Genomic DNA, 16547 nt, shown 5'->3' with positions numbered 1-16547 from the left:
CTATCAATGTGGGCAGCTGTGGTTATTGTTGTTTTAGTATGTGGTTATGTTTATACAAATAGTCATCTACCCTCTAGATTTAAGCAAAATAAAGCCATTGGTTGGAACGCTTACTTTGAAGTAGCACGACAAGGTGGTTTTTTTCTTATCACAGGTTTTTGTCTGGCTTTAACACTGAGTTGTTTAATCTTTGCTGTTATGATGCTACTGAACATCCCTGTATATTTTGGTGCAAAATATATCCCTTTTACTTTTGCTCATGATTTATTCAACTCTCGGTTAGTGGGGATGAGTATTTTTTCTTTTCTCATCTTAAGTTTTACCGTGTTGATCAGTATCAGTGCATCCTATAACGCAGAGAAAGATTTTAGAAATCCTGAAAAGCGCAATGGTATTTTTAAAGAAATTGCATCTAATAGTGCTATTGAAAGCCTTCTTTTGGAATCAATTGAAAGTGGTCTGTTGCTGTTAATTACTTTAAAGTCGAGAAAAGTTTATGTTGGAATGGTTGATGAAGCGAGATTTCATCATTTGGATACCGATACTATCGTTATCATTCCTTTTATGAGTGGTTACAGAGATAAAGATACGCTGACATTTTGTGCCGAGCATAATTATGCTGATCATTACAGGAATGAAGGTATTACACTAACTTCAAAGCCTTTGAGTGTGTATCAGTTTCGTCATGTTCTTCCGCTTGAGCAGATAGAGTCTCTATCGCTTTTTAATCCTGAAACCTATGATAAGTTCCAGGAAGTTATTAAAGATAAATCTAATTGAGGTAAAAAGTCTCAAATAGGTTTTGTAGTTCATCAGTCCGAAGAAATTTAACAAGATAGACTTGGTAGTCTCTTTTTTTAATGTTGTTCAATACATGGCAGATAGAATATAGAAACTTTGCGTTTTCTATGAGTAAAGAATAGCAGTAACAACTGGCGCTACCTGGAGTATTTCAGTTTGTCGTGAGTTATTGAATGGTGGAGGCATCATGACTGAAAAATGTTTGTACTGCTCCTTTTGTGGGAAAAAGCAAGATGAAGTAGCTAAATTAATTGCTGGTCCAAGCGTTTACATCTGCAATGAATGTGTTGCTTTGAGTCAGGGAATCATTGATGAAGAAAAAAAGCTTAAAGTTTTAGCAGTAAGTCATCCTCACTCAGCCTCACTGTATACGTTTTTGGCATATAATTCTGGCTGTTTTATTGAAAGTTCGGTTATTTGTTCCGATGAAATCCTTGCAGAAACATTGGAAATAAGCATTGATGATTTACATAAGGCTCTTAGAACTCTTAAAAGGAAAAAATTAATAGAAATTCTACCTTGCGCTGATGGGATGACGTTATATTTTGTGAGTGGGAAAAATATAAGTAAAACTTATGATGAAGAAACTAAGCTTTACAGAGTTGCCGCTAATGTTTTGTTACAACCTAATCCCAAATTAAAGATGTTGCCATAGACATAGTGATCATCAGAAACCATCTTTAATCTTTGTTTGAGATACCCCATATTTTCGAAGAACTTTTGATAATTACCATTCGATTATACCCTATGGATTTCAAGATGCATCGCGACGACAAGGGAGCGAATCCCCGGGAGCATAGGTAACGATGTGACTGGGGTGAGAGAGTGCAGCCAACAAAGAGGCAACTTGAAAGATAATGAGTATATAGATTGGTTTCTCTTCTGGATACTATAAACATCCTTATTCTTATGCCGTACTTACCTTGAGATATCCTAAGGGAAAGGAATTGTGCAACAATATTGTTAGAATAATGACATACTAATTGGCATCTCAACTGGTTATAATCCTTTATTGATTTTCATATACTTATTCATTAAAAACAACTGGTTAAATTTATAATGAAACATACTGTAGAAGCATAAAACATCGTGTTTTTATACTATTAGATGCTTTCAGTTTTCTCCTTTTTTATCCTTCCATATCAAAATGATAGCCTAATTTTGTATTTTAGTGTTAATGTCTCTTTTTTGATTGTTACAATGAACGGTGTATCACTCAGACAGAGACACTATGTTGAGGTAATGAATGGCACGGACAAACAACTCAGTGACAAAAAACTAAAAGCATTGCTAGGTGTTAAAAGGGATTCTCCGGCTATGATTGCTGCTGGTGAAGGGTTGAGCATTAAGGTTTTCAAAAGTGGACAGTTAAGTTGGGTATTTGTATATCGCTGAGGTGGGCGTGGTAGTCGCTTGGAGCGCCCCACTTTAGGTCGTTACCCTGATATGTCACTAAAAGTGGCAAGAGAAAAACGTGGACAGTGCAGAAGGTGGCTCGCTGAAGGTTTTGATCCAAGGATGGAGTTGGAATTGAGAATAGAAGAAACTTTAAAACCGGTGACTGTCAAAGATGCTCTGGAATATTGGTTAGTGCACTATGCACGCGCAAAAAGAGCAGATGAAGAACTTGCAAGAGCGCGCAGCTAGAAAACATATTTATCCCCGATTAGGTCATTATCTTCTCATACGGTGTGAAATCCGTCACTGGGTAGCCTGTTTTGACGAAATAAATAAAACGCAACCTATACGAGATAAAAATGCTTTTCTTACGTAATTCGTTACTGGTCCGGTGCTGGTTGTGAGCAGGGAACTCAATGGCATAATCGATAACCGCTTGTTCTGTTGTTGCATCGATCCTATTTTTGAGGTTAGGGCTGCGATTAACTAACGCTTCGACTCCTCCTTCTTCGACGAGTTCCTGATAGCGATAAAAAGTATCGCGGGATATGCCTATCATCTTGCAAGTTTTCGACACATTGTTAAGTTCTTCAGCCAGGTTCAACAAACTGGCTTTATGTTTAATGGTAGGGTTGTTAGTATGAAGCATGAGAGTTACCTCTTGTATTTTGTATAAGGGTTCGGCACCCCTATCAAAACTTGTAACTCTCAATTTTTCAAGTTCTATGTCATATCTAGTCGCGACTAATACGATTAATAACAATTTAATATTAATAATGCCTTTTTCACTTGTATTAATTGATAAATTATACGTACAAAAATAGACAATTACACAAGGTTATGCACATTTTTTTGTTAAATCAATTAGTTTATTCGCGGATTCTATTGTTTCTTTCCTATGGGCAACCATTACTTTTGTAATGCTTAACATTTTAAGGTTAGATGAAATTATTTTTTCGTTTTCAGTATCGAGATGACTCGTGGCTTCATCTAAAAATAAGATCTTAGGGTCTTTGTATAATGCTCTTGCTAAGCATAACCTCTGTTTTTGTCCACCAGATAAGATAGTTCCCATATCTCCAATCAATGTTTCATATTCCATTGGCATTTTTTTTATATCATGGTGTATAGCTGCTATTTTTGCACAATTAATAGCTTTATCTGTGTCTGGATGTTCATCAAAAAAAGTTATATTTTCCATAATAGAACCAGAAAATAGTGAATCATCTTGCGCTACATACCCGATATTATCTCTGATGATTTTTGGATGTGTTTTATTAACTATAACTCCTCCAATCTTAACTTCTCCTCCTGTAGGTAAAATGTTTCCTATCATTAAATTTAATAGTGTGGATTTTCCACAACCTGATGGACCTATTATTGCCACTGAATCTCCAGGCTGAATGTCAAAATATAAATTCTCTATTAAATAATTATTATTTCCCTCATATTTAAAGGAAAGATTTTTAATTTCAATTTTATTTGATTTTATTGTTTCTGTTTTTAGTAGTATATTGGATTTTAATTCTGTTTCAGATAGTACAATATCTGATAATCTTTCAATATGGATCCCAAGCATTTTAAAAGAAATAAATAGATCAATGAGAGATATAGTTCTAGACTCAAATTGAGTTTTGTAAGCAAGAAATGATATTAATATACCTACTGTAAATGTATTATCAAAGATAAAAGATGTACCTATATAAACTATTAGGATGTTTTGAATTCCAAATATAATTCTATTGGAAAAAGAAAATCCTAGCGATAGTCTTTGAGATTTAAGGGCAGAGTTTACAGTATTTATAGATAAAGTTAACCAAGAATTATATCGGTGATTCTCTTTGCAGAAAATCTTTATTGCTCTTATTCCTCTCATTGTTTCCATAAAATTGGAGCTCAGCTTAGCTGATTGTACGATATTTTCTTTAGTAGCTTCTTTTAAAGGGTAATACCATATTATCCTGATTATTATATATATGAAAATAGTGACAATTGATATTAATGTTAACTGAAAATTATACATTGTCATGATAATAATAGTTGTTGCAGAAACAAGACTATTACATATGGAAATAAAAAAAGAAGAAGTTAACGTATTTTGTATGCTATCAATAGACGAGAATTTTGAAATTATATCACCTAAATGTCTTTTTTCAAAAAAAGAAACTGGCAAATTCATTAAATGAGTAAATACATTTGCCTTCCATTGTATATTCAAGTTTGTACTAATATATGTAGTCAATAGGCTTTGAATAATGTTTATTACTTGCTCGAAAACAAGTAATACTCCAAAACCTATTGATAGCAACAATATTAAATTCTTATCTTCAGAAACTATCCCATGATCAATTATTAATTGCATGTAAAATGGCCCGATTAGTGCAAAGAACTCTAATACAAAAGCTAGCAATAATATTTTTACTAGTGATCTTTTTATTCCTGATATGTTTTTAAAAAAACTTAAAATGTCAACTTTTTCTTTATCAATTTTTTTTTTGAAATCGTTATTTGGCCAGAATTCAACAGCAATTCCAGTAAAACAATTAGAGAATTCATTATAACTCAAACGTCTAAATCCAATACTGGGATCCATTATTGTTATTGTATTTTTTGATATTTTTTTTAAAACTACAAAATGATTAAGCTCCCAATGTAAAATACATGGCAGTTTTAATTGATTTATTTCATTGATGTCTAGTTTAACAGCTCTATAAGATAGTTTTAACTCTTTAGCGTAGTAAGCAATATCATTAAGATTTGTACCTGTAAGAGGAATACGGAATTTTTTTCTAAGCGAAGATAAATCAACTTGGTATCCATGATAAGAAGAAATAGATGCTAAACAAGCTAGGCCACATTCAGCTATTTCTGTTTGTAAAATAGATGGCAAATTATGAGAATGCCAAAATATGATTTTTTCTAATTTCATCATCTTATTCAAATGCTATTTTTATTAATAGTAATAAGTGGCTCGAATATCCACTCGTATAATTTTCTTTTTTCGTGTAAAATATCAGCATCTAGAGTCATTCCTATCTCTAATGCCTTTTTTATTTTATTTATTTCAATGTATTGTTTTTCAAGTTCTGCCTTTACTAAATAAATAGGTTCATTTGCTATGTCTAATGTATGGAATACGGTTCCTATGCTTTTAACCTCTTGAGCTGGTATTGCGGTTCTACTTATGGAAATAACTTTAGCCTTAAATATTCCGAATTTTTGATATGGATATGCTGAATATCTTATATTAACTATATCACCATTTTTAACAAACCCTATAGATTGGCTAGGAATATATAAATTAATAGAGAATTTTTTGGTATTGGGGACTATATTCAACAATAAAGTAGATTGTTCTACATGAGAACCTAAATCAAAATTATTAATATTTATAAATCCTGATGAACTAGCCACGATAACAGATTCCGTTTGGCTTTCAATATTTATAATTTCTTGATTAACTGACGCTAAAATTCTATCTATCTCTTGTTTTTCTATAAATTGTTTTAATGGAAGTTCTTCTAACTCAAATTTCTTTTCACTAATTGTTCTTTCTATGTCAATCAATTCTTTTTTTGTTAAACTTAAGTTTATTAATTGGTCTGATTCACTATTTTCTGCAATGGTTATGTGCTCTTTTGATATAAATCCTTTTCTTTCTAATAATTTGTATCTGTTGGTATTTTTTTTTAGTCTATCTAATTTATTCTGTTGTGATGTTAATTTATCCTTAATATTTTCTTTTTGTTTCATTAAGCTTTCAACATGCTCATGTAGTGAATCTAGTTTACTTTTATGTATTTTATCTATTTTATCAATGGCTTGATCTAACGTTTTCTTCTTTAAGATGGCTTGCTCTTTTAATTTATCTTGCAGTATTCCTGTGTTTAAGTTTTGAGCTTTGTATATAACACCCAGAACCTCGCCTTTTTTTACAAATTGACCATCTTTAATCATAACCTTGTTAATTATCCCTGTCTCTCTTGAATAGACTTTTGTGATCCCATCTTCAGGGTAAACTTGTCCTTTTATGGTTGTTTTCCTAGAGTAATCAGTAAACATAATAAATATTATTATAAACAATACAAGAAGGCATGAAATATATGTTAAAACGGTAAAAATAAAGGGGCTGGTCAAAATTACTCGACCAGCCAAAGGTATTGCTTTATGCTTTAAAGCCTCCTTGCGAAAAAATTCACTTTTATAAATCATCTATAATTTCTAATATATCTTGGTAACCTAGTTTATAAATTAAATCTTCTATGTTTTTTTGTTTACTATGATCAAAAAAAGAAAGTAGATTCTCGAATGATATATATGGTATCTCACTAATTTTACTAAGAAGATGTATAGAGAATTGATCTAAATTTACTTTTGCTCCGTTGCAAATAATATATCCTTCATCTATGGATAGATTATTATTTGAATTTATTCTTAAGCGTGATGTCTTGGATATGGAATGATGTTTTTTTCCACAAAATAGTCTCAGATTTAATTTTGATGGAACCCTTTTTTCATCGCTGAAAGATTTTAAAAATTCATTATATGAATCTTCTGAAGTAATATTATCAATAACATATTTTGCTAAGATATCAATTTCATCTTTAGCTTGTTTCCATGATCTCGGAAGTGATTTCCTTCCAATGTCAATATCGGTTATTTTATATGATAACCAGTTTATGTACTCATGGGCATAAGGTGGAAAAATGCCAACAGATAAATGTATAGTCTCTTCACCAAGAGGTAATGGATTATGCCACCATCCTCTTGGTAGATAAAGGACATCTCCAGTTTCCAGCACAAAATCATCATATGGTTCAGAAGGGCATGGATACGTATTTTCCATATCTTTTGATTGATGTAAATATACAGGGTCAGGAAAGCTTGGTTTGTAAATTATCCATCTTTTCTTTCCTGATAACTGAATTGCGAATATATCTCTGCTATCCCAATGAGGTTTAAAAGAACTTTTTTCTCCATATGATAAATATAGGCTTGAAAACGGATGACTATCTGTAAATGAAGAGCAAGCCTTAGCCAGTTGATCTATTTTTGTTTCATTAATTATACCATTTGCAACTAGTGTTGCACCTGAGTTTAGATAGTCATATAACTTAGAGTATATATATCTATACCGTCTAGTGCCTAAATCATTATAGGATTCAATATATTCTGTTTTATCAATAATACCATTGTACATTAATTTAATACCTTCAAATGAAGGCAGGTTGGAACGATTAAATATATTTTCTATTTCACTATGTTTTATAAAATCATCATCATATATTTGTTTAAAAACACACGGTTTCTTTTCGAAGAAATTTTCTAGGAAGTCTTTTTTATCAATGGGAAAATTAATTGGATTCATATTTAATGTTAATGATTGTTGATTGTGGCTCTATAAGTGAGTAATAAGTTATCTTATTAAGAAGTTATTAAAATAAAAGGTTTTTGTTTACGTAGCCTCTTTTTTTTGGTTGATGGGTGTATAATTACACCCATTTTTATCTAAAAATATCACGGTTTATTAGTGGCAATAGTTAGATCCACTTGAATTACAATAATTGGTCCCAGCACCATTGCTATTGCCTCCAGAATCAATTCTACCTCCTATCTCTCCTCCGATGTAGCGGCCAGCTGCAGCTCCTCCGGCAGCTCCAGCACCACCACCTGCAAATCGACCAACAACAACACCAATTACTGCACCAGCTGCAGTACCTGGGCCCGGTGCTATTACAGAGCCTATTGCTGCACCAGCTGCGGCTCCAGCATATCCTCCAGCTACACTACCAGCTACTCTTCCAGCAGCTCCCCCTGCGGCTGCTCCTGCTATTTCACCAGCGGTTTCTCCTGCTCCTGCACCTGCAACTAAATCAAACTCTTGAATGGTAAGCTCACGCATAATAAATTTACCTTCATTCAGGTTTACTAAAAATAATAACAATCAAATATATATAAGAACTTATGATTGTATTCAAAAATAATTTTAACGAAAAATCATAATGGATATGATTTAATATATACAAAAAAGGAATCGATACTAATATCAGTAAAATAGTTATAATAGATAGAGTAAATATCTTATAAAAAAAAATTGGTTTTTTATCATGTGAGTATTCTTTTTTGAACCTTTTTTTCAATAAAGAAAATTCATTGGATATTTTATTTGCAGTGCTGAACATGATAATCAATAAAATTATTGACATACTGTAATCTATATACTCAAGAATAGGGGTGTCTAATCTAAGTATAAATACCGAGACAATATAAACTATAAAAAAATTAAAAAATAAAGCCTCTTTTTTAAAGGTTTTTTTAGATAATTTTGATATTTCTTTGGCTCTGTACAATAAGGTGTTTTTATGGTTTTTTATTTTCATAAATTCTTATTTATTATTTTTATAGGGTTTTTGATTTGTCTTGATTATATTTTTTTGTTTTTTTTATGTCAATGTCTTTTTTTTTAAATAAATAAAATAACCAAATGTGGTAATTATCCTAACATCTTGAAAATATAGGGATGAATTAAATTTTAAAAGAAAATATTAAACCTCTAATCTTTTCAAGAGAAACTATAATTAAAGTTATCATGATAATGCGCTAAATCTATTGGATGATATAAATAAAAACTTATTGATATATTTATTTAGTCATTACTTTCTCTTATTGTCAGTAAAAGCATTCGTTAGTCTAAATCTGTTTAATTACCATCACAGATGGTCATCAATGTTTCCGTAGGTCTGAGAGGAAGCGCTTAAACGACTAGAAAAACTTCTGTAGCCTGAAAGTGAAAGCAAGAATTGCGGTACATCTGCACACCTTTGGAAGCATATATTGCTAGTATGAACAATCCTAGCTAGTTTGGTGATGACGGTCTTTTTAGCTAATAGAGTACCAACGGTACTTCGGCGTGTGAGGTTATGGTTTTCATTGCCTTTCGTAGCTGGATTTAAGGTGGGGAAAATCCACTTTACTTTTATCTGATTTCAAGTGGGCATGAAACATGCGCTCGCTTACTTTTCACATTAGCGTTAGGTGATAGCCTTTCGCACAATGGGATTGAGCTACGTCTCGATCTCATTTCACTTCAATGAGCAGGATTGCTTTTGCGCATCTCGCTCATGCCTAGCTATGTTTGCTTAAAATATTTAGCGGGCGGCTTCTCTACACCTAAATAATTAGCTCATTGCTACCGTTTGATCCTTAACGTTGCGGCGTTTTGCTGTGCTTGTTGGTATTTCAACGTTTGCACCACTTTTGCTGACTGTTTGCGGACTTGACGCCGCAGCAAAAGGGCAGTACGACGATTACAGGCTCATGCCTGCTAGCAGCGCAGTGAATCTGACACGGCATTTTATAGATTGAAAGAGTAATGGTGGTTCAGGCGGGGGAGGCTTCGGCCTTGCCGGAAGGTAGCTACCGGTACTGTGAACCCTGTCTGAATCACCATCATCAATTTTCTCAATTAATGGAAGGGGTAGCAGGAATGAATAATGTTAGAAATGACTGGCATCAAGCCGATATTATTGCTGCACTACGTAAGCGTGGTCCAACCTTAGCTGCGGTATCCCGTGAAGCGGGACTGAGTTCTTCCACATTAGCCAACACGCTGTCACGTCCTTGGCCTAAAGGCGAATGGATTATCGCTAATTATCTCAACATTCATTTATCTGAAATCTGGCCTAGTCGTTATTTTGATATGGACAGTAATCTTATTGAGAGCAAAGTTCGCGAGAAATCAGCAGAATAATTATTCTAATACCGTAAAATATCAGGGAAATAGTCACCTCACTTCATCTCATTACCTACTGTGTTGTTTGATTGATGAGGTAGAATAATTGGTTATCCATCACCGTAATCTTTAATACCTTTCGACGAAATGCGTCGCAACTTTCTATCACGAGGCCAGAACGTTTAGTGTACTTATCTACTCACTGGCAACGAGTCATATATCCTTCTTTTACTGTAGGCGGTGAATTCTGATATGCTTTGCAAAATATTTTGTTCTCATGTTTTTGTGTGTGCGTCTTTGTGTGGTGAACGGTATATCAATCGGTGTATCACTTTTTGTAAAAAGACACATGATTTTATTTTAGTTATCGTTTAAAAATATATAGTTATGAGTAAACCAAAACATATTGTAGAAGTTATGATCTCCGAACTGGAGGTTAAACAGCGTATTGCTGAACTGGGAAAACAGATTACTGAACATTATCGTGACAGTGGTAGTGATTTGGTGTTGGTCGGGTTGCTGAGAGGTTCATTTATTTTTATGGCTGATTTATGCCGTGAAATTCAGATCCCTCATCAAGTCGACTTTATGACGGCTTCCAGTTACGGTAGCGGTATGAATTCCACTCGTGATGTGAAAATCCTAAAAGATCTGGACGAGGATATTCGTGGTAAGCATGTGCTGATTGTGGAAGATATTATTGATTCAGGTAATACCCTGAATAAAGTACGTGAAATTTTGGCGCTGCGTGAGCCAAAATCACTGGCAATTTGTACCTTGCTGGATAAACCTTCCCGCCGTGAAGTTGGTGTTCCGGTGGAGTGGATTGGTTACTCAATTGAGGATAAATTTGTGGTGGGTTATGGTATCGATTATGCGCAACTTTACCGTCATCTGCCTTATATCGGCCATGTAATTTTGCTGGAAGAGTAGTTTTTATCATATTTTGGAAACGGCAACTTTTGGGTTGCCGTTTTGGCCTTAAGCGGGCTTCAACAATGTTCCCTTGTTGAAATATTACCACTGCATTTTATTAGCGAAAGCCGATGTAAGCCTCTATGCCTAATGGGAGTTCTCTCCCCCCATAAATGTGATGACAATGGCGTTACATTTGTGTATTATTTAGACCATATATAACATAAGGGGATTTGAAATGAACGTAATAAGTGAGAATCGTAAAAATAAGACACTCAACTTGAGGATTAGGCAAGAGGATCGGGATTTAATAGATAGAGCAGCAAAAGTGAAGGGAAAAACCGTTACTGAATATGTCCTTGATACAATCAAACGTGATGCTGAAAACACGTTATTGGAACATTCATTTATGATTGTATCTCCAGAAATTTTTAATGCTTTTATTGCTAAACTTGATGCTCCGGCTGTTCCAAATGAGCGTCTTATCAAAACGGCAAATATGAAAAAACCGTGGTGATAAAATGATTAATGATCCAACCTTGTTAACAGATGATCACAATTTAAATAGTTTTACTTCAGGAATTGATACCCTAGACAACTGGTTAACAGACAGAGCATTAAAAAATCAAAAAGAGAATGCTTCACGAACCTATGTTGTAAGCGAAGACAGAGATGTTATTGCTTATTATTCGTTAGCGACCGGCTCAATTATGTCAGAAGAGGCGATAAGCAAGTTTAAGCGTAATATGCCAAATCCTATTCCGACGATTATTTTGGGTCGCTTAGCTGTTGATAAGCGTTATCAAGGAAGAGGGTTTGGTCGCTATTTAGTTAGAGATGCTTCCATACGTGTCGCTCAAGCGGCAGATTTGGTGGGTGTTAGGGGGTTGATTGTCCATGCTATCTCGGAGAATGCTAAGGCATTTTATAAGTCTGTGGGTTTTAGTGATTCGCTTTTAAATCCAATGACGTTAATGATCACGCTAAAGGATTTAAAAACGGTTTTTAAAATAACAGATTAATACTATTTATACCCAATGGATTTCAAGATGCATCGCGACGGCAAGGGAGCGAATCCCCGGGAGCATAGATAACGATGTGACCGGGGTGAGTGAGTGCAGCCAACAAAGAGGAAACTTGAAAGATAACGGGTATATTTAAATGAAGGTAATTGAGATGATTAGTGCAAGATTTGACTCAGAAAAGGCTATAGAGGCTCTTCTGTACGTTGCCTCTATAGCGCCAATTTCTGACGTTTATCATGTGGGTAAAATTCTGTATTTTGCTGACCGGCTGCATTTGGAGCGTTATGGTCGGTTAATTACGGGTGATAACTATCTTGCAATGAAAGATGGCCCTGTTGCAGTGAATGCCTATGATATTATAAAAGTAGCCAGGGGAGACGGGCGCTTTATTCCAAATAAGTGTGATGTTGATGTCATTCGGTCATTGTTGTCAGTAGAGGGACGTCATGGAAATCATCAAATACGTGCTTTGCGTGATTTCGATGAAGATGTATTTAGTGATTCGGATATTGATTGCATAAATGAAGCAATCGAAAAATATGGGAATCTCTCGTTTAAAGAAATACGTGATATCAGCCACGATAGTGTTTGGATGACGGCTAACCAGAATAGTGAGATTCCATTGGAAGTGATAGCTGCCAGTTGTAAGGATGGTGACAAGTTAGTTGCTTATCTGATTTCTACTGAGTAGCTGATGACTAATTTTGGTGACAGATTTTCCGCATCTTTTAGGGCGGATTTTTTTATCTTCACTGACCTTTTACAACGCCGCCAAAGTTAAAATATTTGTTGGTTTGCTGCTGTGAGCCGCTGCTTGTTCTGATCATTAATTCTAAAATCAGCGAATTTATCCAATTACGACAGGAACTTCTTCAATGCCAAGTTGATTTGCCTCAGAAAGATCATAAGTTTTTGCAATGGGATTCGTTTATTAATTGTATAGATGCTCATGCGGCATTTGATATTAACGATATTAAGGAAAGGATCAGCACTGATTATCATAATATTGTTAAGGGTAAAGTCACTGATTATTGTATGCGTGAAGTTTATAAGGCGGTTAAGTGTTCCCCAACAATGAAACGTGGTCAGAAGCGCAACATATTGGTGTCGTTACAACAATTTGTCGATTAGCGGTGAGCTATTATTTTGAATAATAGTTTTGGTGTATGATCTATAGATTGGTTTCTCTTCTGGATACTATAAATATCCTTATCTTATGCCATACTTACCTTGAGATATCCTAAGGGAAAGGAACTGTTCAATAATATTGCTGGAAGAATGGCGTATTAATTGGCATATCAACTGGTTATAATCTTTTATTGATTTTTATATATTTATTCATTAAAAACAATTGGTTAACTTTATAATGAAACACACTGTAGAAGTTATGATCTCCGAACAGGAGGTTAAGCAGCGTATTGCTGAACTGGGAAAACAGATCACTGAGCACTATCGTGACAGCGAGAGTGGGCTGGTATTGGTTGGGTTGCTGAGAGGCTCCTTTATTTTTATGGCTGATTTATGCCGTGAAATTCAGATCCCTCATCAAGTCGACTTTATGACGGCTTCCAGTTACGGCAGCGGTATGAATTCCACTCGTGATGTGAAAATCCTGAAAGATCTGGACGAGGATATTCGTGGTAAGCATGTACTGATTGTGGAAGATATTATTGATTCAGGTAATACCCTGAATAAAGTACGTGAAATTTTGGCGCTGCGTGAGCCAAAATCACTGGCAATCTGTACCTTGCTGGATAAACCTTCCCGCCGTGAAGTTGATGTTCCGGTGGAGTGGATTGGTTACTCAATTGAGGATAAATTTGTGGTGGGTTATGGTATCGATTATGCGCAACTTTACCGTCATCTGCCTTATATCGGCCATGTGATTTTGCTAGAAGAGTAGTTTTCTCGTATTTGAAAACGGCAACTTTCGGGTTGCCGTTTTTGCTTTGTGATTCAGACATGGTGTGTAGTGTTGTAGCTGGCTAAGTAAAGCCCTCTTATTACGCTATCAGGAGTGAGCCAGTATTGGTTTTATTTCTGGTCTTTTGTGCTGTGAGGCAATCCACAGTTCATATTGGGACTGCATTCCTGTCCACATTTCGGCACTAGTACCTAATGCGGCTTCTAGTCGCAGGGCCATATCAGCAGATATTCCTGCATTGCCGTTTAATATGCGAGATAGTGCAGCTCTGGTTATACCGAGAGCCTTTGCTGCCTCTGTGACAGATATGTCACCAAGATATTCACGCAAAACTATGCCTGGGTGTGCAGGTTTATGCATTTTCATTTCGTTGCCCTCAGTGATGATCTTGATAATTAACGAGAATTATATCTTCGCCCTCAAATCAAATGTTAAACGCCAATTATCGTTAACAGATATTGCCCAGTGACCGCTAAGATTTGCTCCTTTTAGTGGATGAAGTTTCCAGCTAGGGGCATTCATATCTTCTGGTTTTTTAGCCATATTCAATGCAGTTAGCTGGATTTGCAGCTTTAGGGCATGCTTAGGCTGAATGCCAGCGGTAGAACCAGTTTTGAAAAATTTTTCCAATTCTTTGTGTTTGAAGCTTTTAATCATACTAGTCTCGTATACTGTATATGCACGCTATACGAAAGTCGTCATGGCATGTCAACAAATACATATAATTTCTGTAATATTTAAGTATTCAATGAATGATAACGGGTATATTACATTTGTATTAGCGAAAGCCGATGTAAGCCTCTATGCCTAATGGGAATTCTCCCCCCTAGAATGTGATGACAATGGCGTTACATTTGTGTATTATTTAGACCACCTATAGCATAAGGGGATTTGAAATGAACGTAATAAGTGAGAATCGTAAAAATAAGACACTCAACTTGAGGATTAGGCAGGAGGATCGGGATTTAATAGACAGAGCGGCAAAAGTGAAGGGAAAAACCGTTACTGAATATGTCCTTGATACAATCAAACGTGATGCTGAAAATACTTTATTGGAATATTCCTTTATGGTTATATCTCCAGAAATTTTTAATGCTTTTATTGCTAAACTTGATGCTCCGGCTGCTCCAAATGAGCGTCTTATCAAAACGGCAAATATGAAAAAACCGTGGTGATAAAATGATTAATGATCCAACTTTGTTAACAGATGAGCACAATTTAAATAGTTTTACTTCAGGAATTGACACCCTGGACAACTGGTTAACAGACAGAGCATTAAAAAATCAAAAAGAGAATGCTTCGAGAACCTATGTTGTAAGCGAAGACAGGGATGTTATTGCTTATTATTCGTTAGCTACCGGCTCAATCATGTCAGAAGAGGCGATAAGCAAATTTAAGCGTAATATGCCAAATCCCATTCCGGTGATTATTTTGGGCCGCTTAGCTGTTGATAAGCGTTATCAAGGAAGAGGGTTTGGTCGCTATTTAGTCAGAGATGCTTCCATACGTGTCGCTCAAGCGGCAGATTTGGTGGGTGTTAGAGGGTTGATTGTTCATGCTATCTCGGAGAACGCTAAGGCGTTTTATAAGTCTGTGGGTTTTAGTGATTCGCTTTTAAATCCAATGACGCTAATGATCACGTTAAAGGATTTAAAAACTGTTTTTAAAATAACAGATTAATACCATCTAGCAAAAACAGTTGTAAACCTTCCACTATTATTAATATCTCGGGAGAGAAGTATTGTCATGAGTTTAAAGGGTGAAATATAATTTTTAAGTCTGAGAAAACATTAAAATATATTTTTAATATAATCTATAAGCTGAAAATATTTTATTTTTATAAATTTATAATTATTTTTTAGATTGTTTTATTCTTATTTCCCTATGTATAAAATCGAAAAATTAAAATAGCTATTTGAGGTTTAAATGGCTATTTAATAAAATAAAAATCTGCATAAACTTTCATTTAATTACGCTATAGAAAGGATTAAATATAACCTTTTCTACAGCGTATTTTATCAGTAACTTAGAAAAATCACTTCTTATGCGTCAATTTGGAAACGGTCTGACGATAGGCCAATTCCAATTTTTCACGGCTGTCAGCCGTCACTTCAAGATCCTGCAATTGACCATTATGGATACCGTAAACCCAACCGTGGATCATCACTTTTTGGCCTCGTTTCCATGCTGATTGCATAATGGTTGAGTGACCAAGGTTATATACTTGCTCAACAACGTTAATTTCGCACAGACGGTTCAGACGCTCATTGGGGGGTAATTCACCTAGCATAGAACTGTGTTTATACCAAAGATCACGGATATGTAGCAGCCAGTTGTTAATCAATCCCAGTTCGGTGCCATCAATTGCGGCTTCGATACCACCACAACCATAGTGTCCGCAGATAATGATATGTTCAACTTCCAGTACGTCTACCGCATATTGAATAACTGAAAGACAATTTAAGTCAGTATGAATAACCAGGTTTGCAACGTTTCTGTGAACGAATAAGTCACCGGGGGCGGCATCAATTAGTTTTTCTGCTGGCACCCGGCTGTCTGAGCAGCCAATCCATAAGAATCGAGGTTTTTGTGATTTTGCTAATTCTTTGAAAAAATTTGGGTTTTCTTCGTTAACCGATTCTGACCACTGCTTGTTATTGGCAAGCAGCTCTTCTATTTTTTTCATCATGATTCATAGCCTGGTAGTGTTTCTTTAAGATAGAATCATATACAACATCAATTAAAATTTTAA

General features: G+C 34.9%; 18 protein-coding genes and 2 pseudogenes. 12 read left to right on the top strand and 8 right to left on the bottom strand.

What is annotated here, in order from left to right; genetic code table 11:
- The first annotated feature begins 6 nt into the window (after window positions 1-6).
- The 4 genes and pseudogenes from EAE93_RS17135 (at window position 7) to EAE93_RS25350 (ending at window position 2448) form a co-directional block, all read left to right on the top strand.
- Window positions 7-780, top strand: coding sequence for a hypothetical protein (locus EAE93_RS17135; protein ID WP_214040195.1), 774 nt, complete (start codon window positions 7-9; stop codon window positions 778-780).
- Window positions 781-988: 208 nt separating this feature from the next.
- Window positions 989-1126: pseudogene (locus EAE93_RS24710) on the top strand (ClpX C4-type zinc finger protein); the annotation flags it as partial.
- An 875-nt stretch (window positions 1127-2001) separates the two neighbouring features.
- Window positions 2002-2196 carry a hypothetical protein gene (locus EAE93_RS25355; protein ID WP_323839266.1) on the top strand — a complete coding sequence of 65 codons (195 nt, stop codon included), beginning with the start codon at window positions 2002-2004 and terminating at the stop codon, window positions 2194-2196.
- An 18-nt stretch (window positions 2197-2214) separates the two neighbouring features.
- On the top strand, window positions 2215-2448 hold the full coding sequence (locus EAE93_RS25350; protein ID WP_323839268.1) for an Arm DNA-binding domain-containing protein: 234 nt from the start codon (window positions 2215-2217) through the stop codon (window positions 2446-2448).
- A gap of 100 nt (window positions 2449-2548) precedes the next feature.
- On the opposite strand, the pseudogene EAE93_RS17120 reads toward EAE93_RS25350, so the two are convergent.
- The 5 genes and pseudogenes from EAE93_RS17120 to EAE93_RS17100 form a co-directional block, all read right to left on the bottom strand.
- Window positions 2549-2848 (bottom strand): annotated as a pseudogene (locus tag EAE93_RS17120) (helix-turn-helix domain-containing protein); the annotation flags it as partial.
- Window positions 2849-3037: 189 nt separating this feature from the next.
- Window positions 3038-5131, bottom strand: coding sequence for a peptidase domain-containing ABC transporter (locus EAE93_RS17115; protein ID WP_214040194.1), 2094 nt, complete (start codon window positions 5129-5131; stop codon window positions 3038-3040).
- 5 nt (window positions 5132-5136) lie between these two features.
- Entirely contained in the window at window positions 5137-6411 is a 1275-nt protein-coding gene (locus EAE93_RS17110) for an HlyD family secretion protein (protein WP_058588656.1), read from the bottom strand.
- Window positions 6401-7567, bottom strand: coding sequence for a ribosomal protein uL16 3-hydroxylase (locus EAE93_RS17105; RefSeq protein ID WP_214040193.1), 1167 nt, complete (start codon window positions 7565-7567; stop codon window positions 6401-6403). Before EAE93_RS17105 ends, EAE93_RS17110 begins: the two co-directional genes overlap by 11 nt.
- 159 nt (window positions 7568-7726) lie before the next feature.
- Window positions 7727-8143 (bottom strand): hypothetical protein, encoded by a 417-nt coding sequence (locus EAE93_RS17100; protein WP_192880152.1) that lies wholly within the window; start codon window positions 8141-8143, stop codon window positions 7727-7729.
- 1542 nt (window positions 8144-9685) lie between these two features.
- Here EAE93_RS17100 and EAE93_RS17095 point away from each other — a divergent pair.
- The 6 genes from EAE93_RS17095 to hpt (EAE93_RS17070) all read left to right on the top strand — a co-directional run bounded on the left by EAE93_RS17095 (window position 9686) and on the right by hpt (EAE93_RS17070) (window position 13774).
- Window positions 9686-9949, top strand: coding sequence for a helix-turn-helix domain-containing protein (locus EAE93_RS17095; RefSeq protein ID WP_058588659.1), 264 nt, complete (start codon window positions 9686-9688; stop codon window positions 9947-9949).
- A 369-nt stretch (window positions 9950-10318) separates the two neighbouring features.
- Entirely contained in the window at window positions 10319-10864 is a 546-nt protein-coding gene (gene hpt, locus EAE93_RS17090; RefSeq protein ID WP_011145228.1) for a hypoxanthine phosphoribosyltransferase, read from the top strand.
- A 220-nt stretch (window positions 10865-11084) separates the two neighbouring features.
- Window positions 11085-11363 carry a type II toxin-antitoxin system TacA family antitoxin gene (locus EAE93_RS17085; RefSeq protein WP_011145229.1) on the top strand — a complete coding sequence of 93 codons (279 nt, stop codon included), beginning with the start codon at window positions 11085-11087 and terminating at the stop codon, window positions 11361-11363.
- A 4-nt stretch (window positions 11364-11367) separates the two neighbouring features.
- Window positions 11368-11868 (top strand): GNAT family N-acetyltransferase, encoded by a 501-nt coding sequence (locus tag EAE93_RS17080; protein WP_011145230.1) that lies wholly within the window; start codon window positions 11368-11370, stop codon window positions 11866-11868.
- 154 nt (window positions 11869-12022) lie between these two features.
- On the top strand, window positions 12023-12562 hold the full coding sequence (locus tag EAE93_RS17075; protein ID WP_250151078.1) for a Panacea domain-containing protein: 540 nt from the start codon (window positions 12023-12025) through the stop codon (window positions 12560-12562).
- 675 nt (window positions 12563-13237) lie between these two features.
- Window positions 13238-13774 carry a hypoxanthine phosphoribosyltransferase gene (gene hpt / locus EAE93_RS17070; protein ID WP_040149593.1) on the top strand — a complete coding sequence of 179 codons (537 nt, stop codon included), beginning with the start codon at window positions 13238-13240 and terminating at the stop codon, window positions 13772-13774.
- A 108-nt stretch (window positions 13775-13882) separates the two neighbouring features.
- Here the strand turns inward: hpt (EAE93_RS17070) and EAE93_RS17065 are convergent, their stop codons facing one another.
- Both EAE93_RS17065 and EAE93_RS17060 read right to left on the bottom strand, forming a co-directional pair.
- A complete protein-coding gene (locus tag EAE93_RS17065; protein WP_011145233.1) occupies window positions 13883-14161 on the bottom strand; it encodes a HigA family addiction module antitoxin in 279 nt (92 codons plus the stop codon).
- A 39-nt stretch (window positions 14162-14200) separates the two neighbouring features.
- Window positions 14201-14452, bottom strand: coding sequence for a type II toxin-antitoxin system RelE/ParE family toxin (locus EAE93_RS17060; RefSeq protein WP_415186298.1), 252 nt, complete (start codon window positions 14450-14452; stop codon window positions 14201-14203).
- A 239-nt stretch (window positions 14453-14691) separates the two neighbouring features.
- On the opposite strand from EAE93_RS17060, the gene EAE93_RS17055 reads away from it, so the two are divergent.
- Window positions 14692-14970, top strand: coding sequence for a type II toxin-antitoxin system TacA family antitoxin (locus tag EAE93_RS17055; protein WP_082301047.1), 279 nt, complete (start codon window positions 14692-14694; stop codon window positions 14968-14970).
- Between the two features lie 4 nt (window positions 14971-14974).
- Window positions 14975-15475 carry a GNAT family N-acetyltransferase gene (locus EAE93_RS17050; protein ID WP_040149595.1) on the top strand — a complete coding sequence of 167 codons (501 nt, stop codon included), beginning with the start codon at window positions 14975-14977 and terminating at the stop codon, window positions 15473-15475.
- A gap of 355 nt (window positions 15476-15830) precedes the next feature.
- Here EAE93_RS17050 and can read toward each other — a convergent pair whose 3' ends face one another.
- A complete protein-coding gene (gene can, locus EAE93_RS17045) occupies window positions 15831-16484 on the bottom strand; it encodes a carbonate dehydratase (RefSeq protein ID WP_040149596.1) in 654 nt (217 codons plus the stop codon).
- Between the last annotated feature and the right edge of the window lie 63 nt (window positions 16485-16547).

It is taken from the genome of Photorhabdus akhurstii, assembly GCF_018448925.1.
Taxonomy (GTDB): domain Bacteria; phylum Pseudomonadota; class Gammaproteobacteria; order Enterobacterales; family Enterobacteriaceae; genus Photorhabdus; species Photorhabdus akhurstii.
The sequence above is the reverse complement of the archived record's forward strand: the minus strand, read 5'-3'. Positions and strand labels throughout refer to the sequence as shown.

Excerpts from the sequence above, each read along its gene's own strand:
- EAE93_RS17135 (WP_214040195.1), top strand. The coding sequence starts at position 7 with ATGTGGGCAGCTGTGGTTATTGTTGTTTTAGTATGTGGTTATGTTTAT.
- EAE93_RS25355 (WP_323839266.1), top strand. The coding sequence starts at position 2,002 with ATGAACGGTGTATCACTCAGACAGAGACACTATGTTGAGGTAATGAAT.
- EAE93_RS17115 (WP_214040194.1), bottom strand. The coding sequence starts at position 5,131 with ATGATGAAATTAGAAAAAATCATATTTTGGCATTCTCATAATTTGCCA.
- EAE93_RS17110 (WP_058588656.1), bottom strand. The coding sequence starts at position 6,411 with ATGATTTATAAAAGTGAATTTTTTCGCAAGGAGGCTTTAAAGCATAAA.
- EAE93_RS17105 (WP_214040193.1), bottom strand. The coding sequence starts at position 7,567 with ATGAATCCAATTAATTTTCCCATTGATAAAAAAGACTTCCTAGAAAAT.
- EAE93_RS17095 (WP_058588659.1), top strand. The coding sequence starts at position 9,686 with ATGAATAATGTTAGAAATGACTGGCATCAAGCCGATATTATTGCTGCA.
- hpt (WP_011145228.1), top strand. The coding sequence starts at position 10,319 with ATGAGTAAACCAAAACATATTGTAGAAGTTATGATCTCCGAACTGGAG.
- EAE93_RS17085 (WP_011145229.1), top strand. The coding sequence starts at position 11,085 with ATGAACGTAATAAGTGAGAATCGTAAAAATAAGACACTCAACTTGAGG.
- EAE93_RS17080 (WP_011145230.1), top strand. The coding sequence starts at position 11,368 with ATGATTAATGATCCAACCTTGTTAACAGATGATCACAATTTAAATAGT.
- EAE93_RS17075 (WP_250151078.1), top strand. The coding sequence starts at position 12,023 with ATGATTAGTGCAAGATTTGACTCAGAAAAGGCTATAGAGGCTCTTCTG.
- hpt (WP_040149593.1), top strand. The coding sequence starts at position 13,238 with ATGAAACACACTGTAGAAGTTATGATCTCCGAACAGGAGGTTAAGCAG.
- EAE93_RS17065 (WP_011145233.1), bottom strand. The coding sequence starts at position 14,161 with ATGAAAATGCATAAACCTGCACACCCAGGCATAGTTTTGCGTGAATAT.
- EAE93_RS17060 (WP_415186298.1), bottom strand. The coding sequence starts at position 14,452 with ATGATTAAAAGCTTCAAACACAAAGAATTGGAAAAATTTTTCAAAACT.
- EAE93_RS17055 (WP_082301047.1), top strand. The coding sequence starts at position 14,692 with ATGAACGTAATAAGTGAGAATCGTAAAAATAAGACACTCAACTTGAGG.
- EAE93_RS17050 (WP_040149595.1), top strand. The coding sequence starts at position 14,975 with ATGATTAATGATCCAACTTTGTTAACAGATGAGCACAATTTAAATAGT.
- can (WP_040149596.1), bottom strand. The coding sequence starts at position 16,484 with ATGATGAAAAAAATAGAAGAGCTGCTTGCCAATAACAAGCAGTGGTCA.